7 protein-coding genes and 1 other annotated feature are annotated in these 13,129 nt (G+C 37.9%); of the genes, 6 read left to right on the top strand and 1 reads right to left on the bottom strand.

The genetic code is table 11. The features are described from left to right. Positions 1-195: 195 nt before the first annotated feature. From J5J05_RS00095 to J5J05_RS00085, 3 genes are read left to right on the top strand one after another with little or no spacing between them, the layout of a single operon-like run. On the top strand, positions 196-1,749 hold the full coding sequence (locus J5J05_RS00095) for an ABC transporter ATP-binding protein (RefSeq protein WP_244244537.1): 1,554 nt from the start codon (positions 196-198) through the stop codon (positions 1,747-1,749). Next, a complete protein-coding gene (locus tag J5J05_RS00090) occupies positions 1,727-2,824 on the top strand; it encodes an ABC transporter permease (RefSeq protein ID WP_208558620.1) in 1,098 nt (365 codons plus the stop codon). The genes J5J05_RS00095 and J5J05_RS00090 overlap by 23 nt, the downstream gene beginning before the upstream one ends. Beyond that, complete coding sequence (locus tag J5J05_RS00085; protein WP_208558619.1) at positions 2,821-3,777, top strand: ABC transporter permease; 957 nt, start codon at positions 2,821-2,823, stop codon at positions 3,775-3,777. The genes J5J05_RS00090 and J5J05_RS00085 overlap by 4 nt, the downstream gene beginning before the upstream one ends. 40 nt (positions 3,778-3,817) lie before the next feature. On the opposite strand, the gene mnmM is transcribed toward J5J05_RS00085, so the two are convergent. Then, the gene (mnmM, locus tag J5J05_RS00080) at positions 3,818-4,366 is read right to left on the bottom strand and encodes a tRNA 5-(aminomethyl)-2-thiouridylate-methyltransferase MnmM (RefSeq protein WP_244244536.1); all 549 of its coding nucleotides are present in this window, start codon (positions 4,364-4,366) and stop codon (positions 3,818-3,820) included. A 295-nt stretch (positions 4,367-4,661) separates the two neighbouring features. Between mnmM and J5J05_RS00075 the strand changes: the two genes are divergently transcribed. The 3 genes from J5J05_RS00075 (at position 4,662) to J5J05_RS00065 (ending at position 13,112) form a co-directional block, all read left to right on the top strand. Next, entirely contained in the window at positions 4,662-8,279 is a 3,618-nt protein-coding gene (locus J5J05_RS00075) for a LysM peptidoglycan-binding domain-containing protein (protein WP_208558618.1), read from the top strand. A gap of 106 nt (positions 8,280-8,385) precedes the next feature. Next, positions 8,386-8,606 (top strand) — a binding site (T-box leader). A 68-nt stretch (positions 8,607-8,674) separates the two neighbouring features. Continuing rightward, positions 8,675-11,095 carry a leucine--tRNA ligase gene (gene leuS, locus J5J05_RS00070; RefSeq protein ID WP_208558617.1) on the top strand — a complete coding sequence of 807 codons (2,421 nt, stop codon included), beginning with the start codon at positions 8,675-8,677 and terminating at the stop codon, positions 11,093-11,095. A 346-nt stretch (positions 11,096-11,441) separates the two neighbouring features. Next, the gene (locus J5J05_RS00065) at positions 11,442-13,112 is read left to right on the top strand and encodes a putative polysaccharide biosynthesis protein (protein ID WP_208558616.1); all 1,671 of its coding nucleotides are present in this window, start codon (positions 11,442-11,444) and stop codon (positions 13,110-13,112) included. Positions 13,113-13,129: the final 17 nt, after the last annotated feature.

The following is a 13,129-nucleotide window of genomic DNA, read 5'->3' as shown; positions in this document are numbered from 1 at the left end:
CTTTTTTAGAGCCATTATGTATTTTTGAATTTTTTAGCACAATCTCTGTGAAATACTATGTTTTAGCACATATTGTTTCCAGACGAACTTGAATACGCGTTCATGATGTAAGATAATAGGAGAAACATATAAACTTTATAAAAAAATATGAATCAAGGAGGTCGTCTTTTGTCTGAATTAGAACATGTCATTGAAATGGTCGGAATCACGAAAGAATTCGGAAATTTTAGAGCGAATGACAATATTCATTTAGATTTGAGAAAAGGAGAAATACACGCTCTTTTAGGTGAAAATGGTGCGGGTAAGTCGACTTTAATGAACATTCTTTCTGGCTTATTAGAACCAACGTCAGGAGAAATTAAAGTAAATGGAAAAACTGTTAAAATTTCATCTCCAGATGTAGCAAATGAGCTCGGTATTGGAATGGTCCATCAACATTTCATGCTCGTTGATAAATTTACTGTAGCTGAAAACATCATGCTTGGTAGAGAAAAAACTAAATTTGGTTATATTGACCGTAAGAAAGCAGAAAAAGAAATTCAAGCATTATCTGATCAATATGGATTGAAAGTAGACCCATCAGCTAGAATTGAAAATATAAGTGTAGGAATGCAACAACGGGTTGAAATTTTAAAAACATTATACCGTGGTGCGGATATACTAATATTTGATGAGCCTACAGGGGTATTGACACCGCAAGAGATTAAAGAGTTAATGGGAATTATGATGAAACTCATTAATGAAGGTAAATCCATTATTCTTATTACTCATAAACTCGATGAAATCAAACAAGTTGCAAATAGATGTACAGTTATTCGTAGAGGGAAAAGTATCGATACGGTAGATGTAGCATCTACTTCTCAACAAGGCTTGGCAGATATGATGGTAGGTAGAACAGTATCATTTAAAGTAGATAAAAAGCCAGCTAACCCTAAAGGAACTGTGTTAAAAGTCAAAGATTTAACGGTCAAAGAAACACGTGGATTTGATGCTGTTAAAAGTATCAGTTTTGAAGTACAGGCTGGAGAGATACTTGGAATTGCCGGAGTAGATGGAAATGGGCAGTCCGAGCTCATCCAAGCTTTGACGGGATTGACAAAGTCTTCCAGTGGAACGATAGAACTGGCTGGAAAAAATGTAACGAATCTTAAACCTAGAAAGATTACTGAATCTGGTTTGGGTCATATACCTGAGGATCGTCAGAAGTTTGGCCTTGTTCTGCCGATGTCATTAGAAGAAAATATTGCACTGCAAACGTACTACCAAAAACCATTTAGTAATCATGGCTTTTTGAACTATAAAGAAATCAAAGTACATGCTAAAAGACTGATTGAAGAATTCGACGTTCGCACACCTAGTGAAGAACATACTGCTGCGTCTTTATCAGGGGGAAATCAACAAAAAGCAATTATTGCTCGAGAAGTTGATAGAGATCCTGCACTTTTAATTGCTGCTCAGCCAACTCGTGGTTTAGATGTGGGTGCTATCGAATATATCCATAGTCGACTAGTTGAATTGAGAGACAATGGTAAAGCTGTTTTACTGATGAGTTATGAACTCGATGAAGTCATGAATGTCTCAGATCGAATCGCAGTGATGTACGACGGCAAAATCATCGCAATCGTTAATGCTAAAGATACGAATGAATCTGAATTAGGATTATTAATGGCGGGTGTATCTTTAAACGATGCAAAAGAGCAAGTCGAAGGCAAAGAAAAGGAGAAGGATGCAGTTGATTCGACAACATAAAAGTTTTTTAAGTGGTTTAATAGTACCGCTTACGTCCATATTATTTGGTTTTATTTTCGGCGCAATTTTAATGTTAGCATTTGGATATAATCCAATACTCGCTTATCAAGCTATGATTGTAAGTGTGTTCCAAAGTCCATATTTTATTGGTGAAGCTTTAAGACAAGCAACTGCATTAACCTTTACTGGTCTTGGATTTGCATTGGCCTTTCAAGCTGGTTTCTTTAATATTGGTATTGCTGGTCAGGCATTAGCAGGATGGGTCAGTGCCGTTTGGTTTGCGCTAGCTTTTCCTGATTTACCAAGAATTGTACTTGTAACACTCAGTTTGATTATTGGATTGATCATTGGTGCATTATGGGCTTCGATAGCTGGATTTTTGAGAGCTTATTTTGGTACAAGTGAAGTAATCGTCAGTATCATGCTGAATTATACAGCCCTTCAAATAACAAATTATCTAATTAGAAATGTCTTATCCGAATCTGGAAATTCAACTGAAAGAGTTGGTGAAAATGCGAATATGGGCTTTGCATGGTTATCAGCATTGACTCAAAATTCTCGTTTAAATGTAGGCTTCTTCATTGCAATCATTGTGGTTATTTTATACTGGGTTTTCATGACCAAAACCACTGCTGGATTTGAGATTAGAGCAGTAGGATTGAACGCTTCAGCATCAAGATATGCTGGAATGAGCGCTGAAAAGAATATTATTTTATCTATGTTCTTAAGTGGTGCTTTAGCTGGTTTAGGTGGTGCAGTGCATGGTCTTGGAACGTTCGGTAATATCTTTACACAAGGTGGCTTACCAGATATCGGATTTAACGGTATAGCGGTAGCACTACTGGGTCTTGGTAATCCAATCGGGATATTCTTTTCTTCTATTTTATTTGGTGTATTGAATATCGGTGCTGGATTTATGCCTAATCAAGCGGGTGTGCCAGATGAAATGGCAAATATCGTAATTGCGGCTATCATCTTTTTTGTAGGAGCAAACTACATTATTCGCTATTTTTTAGATAAGATTGCTGCTAAAAAAGAAGTAACTAATTCAGCATCGCAAGGAGGAGACGTATGAACACCTTAAGTATTATTCAATTAATCGTTTCGAGCTCGTTAATATATGCTGCTCCTTTAATTTTAACTGCCTTGGGCGGTACTTTCTCTGAACGTAGTGGTGTAGTAAATATCGGTCTAGAGGGCATCATGGTTATGGGTGCATTTATGTCAGCTGTATTCAATATTCAGTTTGCTGCTGCTTTTGGTGATTGGACTCCATGGATGGGCTTGCTTGCTGGTGGATTCATCGGTGTGCTGTTTTCTATCATTCATGCAGTTGCAACAATCAATTTAAGAGCAGATCATATTATTTCCGGGACAGTCATCAATTTAGCTGCTCCAGCGCTAGGTGTCTTTTTAACAAGAGCAATGTTTGGGGCTGCTCAAACTGGTCCTTTACCAGTGTCTTTTGGTAGAACGAATATTTTCTTATTAGATCGAATTCCGGTCATTGGACCTATTTTCTTTGAAAATACTTCTGGGCCTGCTTACTTTGGTATCATAGTTGCAATCCTTTCATGGTTTATTTTATTCAAAACAAGATTTGGATTGAGATTACGTTCAGTAGGAGAACATCCTCATGCAGCAGAAACACTCGGAATCAAAGTCTATATGATGAAATATTCTGGTGTACTTATTTCTGGTTTGTTAGGCGGAATGGGTGGAGCAATTCAAGCTCAGGCAATTTCTAATGAGTTCGGTATCTTAACGATTGCTGGTCAAGGGTTCATTGCAATGGCTGCAATGATTTTTGGTAAATGGAATCCGTTGGGTGTTATGGGCGCAGCGATTTTCTTTGGTTTTGCACAAAGTTTAGCTCGTATTGGAACTTATATTCCAATCATCCAAGATATACCAACAATCTGGCTTTTGATCATGCCTTACTTGTTAACGATCATCGTGCTTGTAGGCGTCATCGGACGTTCCGAGGCACCCGCAAGATTAGGCGAAACTTATATTAAAACGAAATAGAAACACGAAAGACCATATCCTGAGAAGGATATGGTCTTTACTATTTTTTCTTTTCGATCGCAATGAGAAAAGGCGGTGTGTTTACTTGATTGATGAAACCATATTTTAGTATGGCGTAAGAATCTTGGGATAGCGTTTCTAGGTAATGCTCTACGGCATTTTTTTCATCCTCTCCACCGGCATGTCCGTAATAGACCATGATGGTTATGATGCCACCGGGGGTCAATATGTTTAAGCTTTGTTCTATAGCTGCTAAGGTTGTTTCTGGAAGTGTAATAATAGACTTATCGCTTTTAGGTAAATAGCCTAGATTAAATATAACTGCCTGGATGGATTTTTCATCAACGGATGTATGAATGGTTTCATGACCTTGCTGAAAAAGTGTGACCTGTTCCGTTAATCCAGTTAACAGTAACTTTTGTTGTGTTTCTTCGATTGCTGATTGTTGGATATCGAATCCATAAACGTGACCTGTAGGGCCAACCAATTGAGCTAATTTGATTGTATCATGACCATTTCCTACTGTAGCGTCAATAACTTTATCGCCAGTTGAAATATAATTTGATAGTAATTGATGACAAAATCGCAGAGGGGATTGTAAAATGTGACACTTCCTTTCATAATTTATATGTTTATAAATTATTTTATTGGTGGTTACTAAAACTGCACAGAATACCTAGTTAAAGGTTAATATTTCTAATTGAATATGAGCAATTGTAAAATATTACAACATTCTTAAAATTACAAACGTTGTTCTATGTTACAGCAATATGACATTTAATAAAAATCATTACTAGACTGTTCCTTTTGACCAATACTAACTGTATAATATGAGAACAAAGAAACTTTTAAGGGTTTGTTTTTTTGAGAGGAGAATTAAATAAATGAGAAACCAGAAAGACTTATTGGCTTTATACACAAAGCGAGCAAAGAATCGCTCACTTAAAATGACAATGTCTTCAAGCATATTAGCTGGAGTAGTCGCTATATCCGGATTTGGAGAAGCTGTCCAAGCTGAAGAAGTAGACTTAAACACGGAAGAAATCCAAGCATTATATGATCAGTATAACGAATTGCAAACAACTGTCAAAGAACAAGAAGATTTTTTGGATGAATCTGAAGGTTCAGAAGTTGAAGCACCTACAAATGAAGAACTTGAAGAACTCGCATTTGTTAAAGCGCAACTCATTAGAATGATTGAAATGGCTGGTGGAGAAAATCTACTTGCTCAATTAAATGTTGAAGAATTATCGTATGATGACTTAAATATAGCTTTTGAAGCATTACTTACTTTTCAATTAGAACAATCTGAGCGTAATGAAACCATCGCTCAAGAAGAGCCGCTTTCAGACCAAACTGAAACACCAGAAGAATCTACAACAATTGAGGAAGAAGATTCTGAAAACATAGTTGAAGTTGTCGTCACAGAAGATTTAAAATCTACAGAAACAGAAACAGAAACAGAAACAGAAACAGAAACAGAAACAGAAACAGCGCCTGTTTTCTTACAAAAGAACCTGACCAATACAGTTTCGCCTACTGAAGATACTGTGACAGAGGCGGCTGACACAGAGGAATCTGTTGAAGAAGCTCCTGAAGATACGGGTGAAGAAGTCCAACCAGTCAGTGAAGTTACTGACGAAGAAAAAGAAGAAGAAGTAAAAGAACAAACACCAACGCCTAAACCGGTAGAAACCAAGCCGGTAGAAACGACACCGGCACCGAAACCCGTGGAAACAAAACCAACACCGAAACCTGAAGTCAAGCCAGCACCCAAAACGGCAAAAACTGAAACGAAAGCAATTGTCCATACCGTTAAAAGTGGGGATACACTAAATAAAATTGCGAAGTCTTACAATACAAGTGTTGCAAACCTTATTGCTTTAAATAAAATCTCAAATCCAAACGTTATTAAAGTAGGACAACAAATTGCGATTAATCAAGCAGGGGTTAGTGCAGTAAGTTCATCTAACAGTGGTTCGAATACGAGCACAGGTAATTTAAGCCAAGCTAAAACCTCTTCTGAATTTATTAACCAGATTGCGGGTCATGCTCAGAAAATTGCCAAAGAAAATGGCATTTATGCTTCAGTTATGATTGCTCAAGCAAGTTTAGAATCAGGTTATGGTAAAAGTGCACTAGCATCACCACCCAATCACAACTTGTTTGGGATAAAAGGTTCTTATAATGGTCAATCTGTAGCGATGCGTACCAAAGAGTACTATGCAAGTACTGGTTGGATCACGATCACAGATTACTTCAAAAAATATCCTAGCTATGCTGAATCACTTCAAGATAATGCTCGTCTAATCAGAAGCGGTACAAGCTGGAACAACGAATTCTATGCAGGAGCATGGGTTGAAAGAACGAATTCCTATAAAGATGCTACTGCTTGGTTGCAAGGAAGATATGCAACAGATCCAACTTATGCGAATAAATTAAATAATATTATTGCCTTATACGATTTGACTCGTTTTGATAGCAATTATTCTGGTCCTGTAGATACAGGTAATGGCGGTTCAACTACACCTGCGCCATCAACTCCAGTGACGCCTCCTGCTTCTGGTAATACAACAAACAGTAAACATACCGTGGTTAGAGGAGAGACACTGACTTCAATCGCTAGAAAATATGGTACAACAGTTGCTGCGCTCAAATCCGCCAACAACTTGAAGAGTGACTTGATTTTTGTGAATCAAACTTTGAATATACCAGGTGGAGCAGCTAATAATGGTTCAAACACGCCATCAAAACCAGCTCCAGTAACACCTAAACCAGATACGAATAATTCTGTGACTACAAATTATACAGTCGTGAGTGGCGATACATTAACATCTATAGCCCGTCGTTTTAATACAACAGTTAATGCGATTAAATCTTTAAATAATTTGAAGAGTGATCTGATTTTCGTGAATCAAGAGTTAGTTGTATCAGGTACTTCAAATGGTTCAGGATCTACAACGCCTAAACCAAGTAATCCCGGTAATGCAACAACATCAAGTTATAAAGTCGTTTCAGGTGATACGCTTTCTTCTATTGCAAGAAGATTCAACACTACTGTGTCAGCGATTAAATCTCTAAACAACTTGAAAAGTGATTTGATTTATCCGAATCAAACATTGAGAATATCAGGTACAACGAGTGGTTCTGGGTCAACAACACCGACACCATCTAAACCGAATCAATCAACAGCGTCTAGTTATACAGTTGTTTCAGGTGATACATTGACATCTATCGCTAGAAGATTCAATACGTCAGTAGCTTCAATCAAATCATTAAATAATTTAACAAATGATTTGATTTTCGTGAATCAGACCTTGAAACTTTCTGGTGAGGCACCTAGTACATCTACACCAGTCAATAATGGAAACACACAAGTGACAGCACCTTCTAGTTATTCAGTCGTTGCGGGTGATACACTTTCTGGTATTGCAAGAAAATTCAATACAACAGTCGCAGCCATTAAAACAGCGAATAATTTAAATAGTGATTTAATCTTTGTTAACCAAAAATTGACTATTTCTGGAAAAGGAACAACAACACCGAAACCTGGAAATTCAAATACTTCTAAACCGCAAGAATCGGCGACTTCAAGTTATAAAGTCGTTTCAGGAGATACACTGAGTTCAATTGCCAGAAGATTTAACACGTCGGTTTCTGCCATCAAAGCAGCTAATAACTTGACTTCAGATATGATTTATTTGAATCAAACATTAGTAATTAATGGTAAAAGTGCGACACAAGCACCAGTTGTTACAAAGCCCGTTGTTACTAAACCGACTACAACTAACGGTCAGTACACGGTTGTGTCAGGAGATACCCTTAGTGGAATCGCTCGTCAATACAGCGTGACGGTTGATCAGTTGAAAAAAGACAATAACTTGTCTTCAGATAAGATCTTCGTAGGACAAAAATTGCGTGTTGCTGGTGCTCAATCTAGCCCTAAACCAGTTGTTAATGCACCGAATCCTGTAAATGACCAGACTAATCGTATCGTTGTTGTCGTAGGAGACACTTTATCTGGCCTAGCTGCGAAATATGGTACAACAGTTAGTCAGTTAAAAACTGCTAACAATTTAGATTCAGATACTATTTATGTGGGTCAAAGACTGGTTGTTCTGGCAGAAAATACACCAATTGTTTCCGCACCGTCACAACCTAAACCATCACCTCAGCAAACGGTATCTGGTAAATATGTTGTCGCTTCAGGTGATTCGTTATTTAAGATTGCAAAACAATATAATACTACCGTGGCTCAAATCAAAGAATGGAATCAACTATCTAGTGATATGATCTTTGTTGGACAGACTTTATCAATCAATACCACTTCAACGAAGCCAGTCACAGAAGCTAAACCATCAACTTCTAAGACTTACAAAGTTGTCAGTGGCGATACGTTATCTGCTATTGCTTTGAAAATGAATACAACGGTACAACAGTTGAAAGAAAAAAATGGTCTTGAATCAGATATGATTTACATTAATCAAGTTTTAGCTGTTTAATATTGATAAAGACCGTTTGGCTTAAGGCTAAACGGTCTTTAATGTTTGTACGTCGATGTGAAATTGCTATTGCGACAATGGCGTGGTTTTGGTAAGATAACACTAATCAATAACTTTGAACAGGAATAGTACGTGAATCCTTTAGCCTAGAGAGCACATGGTCGGTGGAAATGTGTATAAAGGGGAACAGAACTCGCCTGGAAGTTGTTTGAGTGAACAAGAATGTAATCTATTTCTTCTAAACTTGAACCGTAAATCTGCGTTAAAGATTTGAGGCTGCTTTTATGCAGTGAACTTAGGTGGTACCGCGAATATTTCGCCCTATGCGCTATACAATTGTATAGTGTATAGGGCTTTTTTTAAAATAAAAATAGAATAAAGAGGAGTAATCAACGATGTCTTTTAATCATAGATCCATTGAACCAAAATGGCAAAAATTTTGGCAAGATCACCATTCTTTTAAGGTTACAGAAGATGAACATAAAGAAAACTTTTATGCACTAGATATGTTTCCGTATCCATCAGGACAAGGGCTTCATGTAGGCCACCCTGAAGGGTATACAGCCACAGATATCATCTCTCGGATGAAACGCGCTCAAGGATACAATGTTCTACACCCGATGGGATGGGATGCTTTTGGTCTTCCTGCTGAGCAGTATGCTCTTGATACAGGAAATGACCCGGCTGAATTCACTGAAAAGAATATTCAGACATTTAAACGTCAAATTAATGCACTTGGATTTAGTTATGACTGGGAAAGAGAAATCAACACTACTGACCCCGATTACTATAAGTGGACGCAATGGATTTTCATTAAGCTTTATGAAAAAGGTTTGGCATATGAAGCAGAAGTAGCGGTTAACTGGTGTCCGGCATTGGGTACGGTTTTGGCTAATGAAGAAGTCATTGATGGAAAGTCTGAGCGTGGAGGGCATCCTGTTTATCGTAAACCGATGAAACAATGGATGTTAAAAATTACAGCTTATGCGGATCGTCTACTGGAAGATCTAGAGGCTGTCGATTGGCCAGAACACATTAAAGATATGCAAAGAAATTGGATCGGTAAATCAGAGGGTGCGAACGTTAATTTTGCAATTAAAGACACTGATCTTGATTTCACTGTCTTCACGACTCGTCCGGATACTTTGTTTGGCGCAACTTATGCTGTGTTGGCCCCTGAATCGGACTTGATTGAACAAATCACTTCAGATGAACAAAAAGAAGCAGTAGAAACGTATGTTAAGGAAGTTAGTTTGAAATCAGATCTTGAACGAACTGACTTGAACAAAGATAAGTCGGGTGTCTTTACTGGTGCTTATGCTGTTAATCCAGTCAATGGTAAAGAAATACCAATCTGGATTGGAGATTACGTTCTAGCATCTTATGGTACTGGTGCGATTATGGCCGTACCGGCACATGATGAGCGTGACTACGAATTTGCAAATAAATACGATTTGGAAATCATTCCTGTATTAGAAGGCGGTAACGTTGAAGAAGCAGCTTATACTGAAGATGGTAAGCATATCAATTCAGACTTTCTAGATGGATTAAATAAAGAAGCAGCAATTGAGAAGATGATTGCGTATTTGGAAGAGAAAAAAGTAGGCGAGAAGAAAATTACGTATCGCCTGCGTGACTGGTTGTTTGCTCGTCAGAGATATTGGGGAGAGCCGATCCCAGTTATTCATTGGGAAGATGGGACAACAACGACAGTTCCAGAATCGGAGCTACCAATCGAGCTGCCTAAGACAGACAAAATTCAACCTTCCGGTACGGGGGAGTCACCTTTAGCCGTCATCGAAGACTGGGTTAATGTAGTTGATCCAGAAACAGGCAAAAAAGGAAAACGTGATACAAACACTATGCCGCAATGGGCAGGCAGTTCTTGGTATTTCTTGAGATTCATCGATCCTAAAAATACTGAACAACTAGCTGATCCAGAGAAATTGAAGAAATGGCTACCAGTTGATCTGTACATTGGTGGAGCGGAACATGCCGTACTTCACTTGCTATATGCGCGTTTCTGGCATAAATTCCTTTATGATCTTGGCGTGGTTCCAACGAAAGAACCATTTGAACGTCTTTATAACCAAGGGATGATTCTTGGGGAAAATAACGAGAAAATGTCTAAATCAAAAGGAAACGTAGTCAATCCTGACGATGTAGTAGAAGAGTTTGGTGCTGACACTTTGCGTGTTTATGAAATGTTCATGGGGCCACTTGATGCAGCAATCGCATGGAGTACAGATGGTCTAGAAGGATCTCGTAAGTTCCTTGACCGTGTCTGGAGACTATTAATAGATGAAGAGGACCGTTTAAGAGATAGAATCACAACGATCAATGATGGTTCTTTAGATGTTGTTTATCACCAAACAGTCAAAAAGGTTACACAAGACTTTGAAAATCTTCAGTTTAATACTGGAATTTCACAATTGATGGTATTCGTAAATGCTGCTTATAAAGCAGAAGGCCTTCCAGTTGACTATATTAAAGGCTTCCTGAAAATGCTATCGCCTGTAGCGCCACACGTTGGGGAAGAACTATGGAGTCGCATTGCACAAACAGGAGAAAGTATCTCCTACGAAGCATGGCCAATCTATGACGAAGCAAAACTAGTAACAGATGAAGTAGAAGTGGTTTTCCAAGTAAATGGTAAAATCAGAGGAAAAGCAAAAGCTTCAAGAACGATTACCAAAGAAGCATTAGAAAAACTAGCCATGGATAATGAAAATATTAAAGAGCATTTAGAAGGAAAAACAGTGCGAAAAGTAATTGTTGTCCCAGGAAAACTCGTTAATATCGTAGCACCTAACTAATTGAATGATAATTTTGAAGCGATAGGATAATCTCCTATCGTTTCTTTTTTGAATAAACAGTGCAGTTCAAACGATAATTTGATAAAATAGACTGTGCGTGTATCCTGAGAGGTAAGAATTTTTTACAAACATAGAGAGATTTTATCGGCACTAAAAGAATTAAGTTTTTACTAAAAACGCTATTTCTCATGAAACCACATTGCAACAGGTAGGCTAAAACAGTAAAATAGAGTCTAGTTGGAAATGGGGCATTTCGATGCGCCTTTTTCTATGTTTTTTCACGTATCTATTGATTCAAATATAATAAACAAAGGTGTTTACTTGTTGAAAGAAGGTTTCTTTACACATGGATAATCAGGCTTCGAAAAATGTAGTTAAAAAAGAAATGTCAAATGATCAGAAAATGGTCAGTGGATCGGCTTGGATGACTGCATCCAGCATGATTTCAAGAATATTAGGAATTGTCTATATTATTCCTTGGATGGCCTGGATGGGTGGACGTGGAGATGCCAATGCGGCAAATGCATTATTCCAAATCGGCTACAACCCCTATGCTTTCTTTCTGGCTCTAGCGACAGCTGGAGTACCATCAGCTATCTCCAAACAAATTAGTCATTATAATGCAATTGGAGAATATGAAATTTCAAAAGCTATTTATAAACAAGGTTTAAAATTAATGGTTTTCACTGGGGTAGTATCGGCGATAGCTTTATACGTATTAGCACCAGTGCTGGCTAGCACAAGTCCATCAGCGAACACAGAAGATGCGGTTATCGTTATGCGTGCGCTAGTACCTGCTCTTTTGATTATCCCAGCGCAAAGTGTGACACGTGGATTCTTGCAGGGACACAATACAATGGCTGGCCCCGCCATTTCACAAATCATTGAACAATTCGCTCGTATCTTGTTCATGTTAGGATCAGCTTATGCGATTACGCAAGTATTAGGTGGATCAAATGTTACAGCTGTTGGTTATTCAACTTTTGCAGCTTTCATTGGTGCAATTTTCTCATTACTTTATCTAGCATGGAAGATTAAACGTCTGGATACGGCTTTTAATTATGAGCCTGAAGATAGTGCTAATAAGGTAAAAGTTTCTCCTAGAGCTTTATTAGTCGAGATCGTTAAAACGTCTATTCCATTTATTATCATTGCAACAGGTATTACATTATTTCAACAAATCGATCAAAATACCTATAAGCCAATCGTAGAATTTTTCTCTGATATGGATAATGATACGATACAAGAAACGTATGGTGTAACCCAAGCAAATGCACATAAACTGATTATGATTTTGACGTCATTTGGTACAGCATTGTCGATCACAACAGTACCGTTGATCAGTAATTTGATGGCAAAGAGCAATGTGAAAGAAGTTAGCAAACAATTCTCAAAAGGTGTTCAATTATTATTTTTTGCAATGTTCCCGGCAGCAGTCGGCATGGCAGCAGTCGCTGAACCGTTATACAATGTTTTCTTTTCTGCAAGTTCATTAGGAACTTCTGTAACACAAGTATCTGCTTTTATGAGTATATTTATTGCACTCTATGCAGTACTAGGAAACATGCTACAAGCAGCCAATCAGACAAGACCTGCAATTTGGGCATTGATTATTGGTTTTGTTGTTAAAATTATTACCCAGCCATTATTCGTTGGTGTATTAGGGCTTAACGCTTATGGTATGTTGTACTCAACAATTGCTGGTTTTGGAGTGACTTGTTATCTAATGATGCGTATCATGCATAAAGCGACTCGCTTCTCAGCTAGCTTGCTCTTTAGACGCTCAGCGCTCATCATGATTTTATCGTTGATTATGGGCGTATTCACGCTACTAACTAAAATGGGATTAGGAATGGTACTAGATTATGATAGCAAGATTCAAGCAGGCTTATCCCTACCAGTCATGGCCGCAGTCGGTATCATTGTATATGGCTATTTAGTTCTAAAAACACGTTTAGCGGACAGACTAATTGGTGAACAAGCAACTCGTGTCCGTAACAAATTAAGAATCAACTAATCCTCTTTTCAATTCTA

This window comes from Marinilactibacillus kalidii (genome assembly GCF_017599325.1).
GTDB classification, from domain to species: Bacteria; Bacillota; Bacilli; order Lactobacillales; family Carnobacteriaceae_A; genus Marinilactibacillus; species Marinilactibacillus kalidii.
Note: the sequence above shows the minus strand (reverse complement) of the source record. Positions and strands in the feature narration are given on the sequence as shown.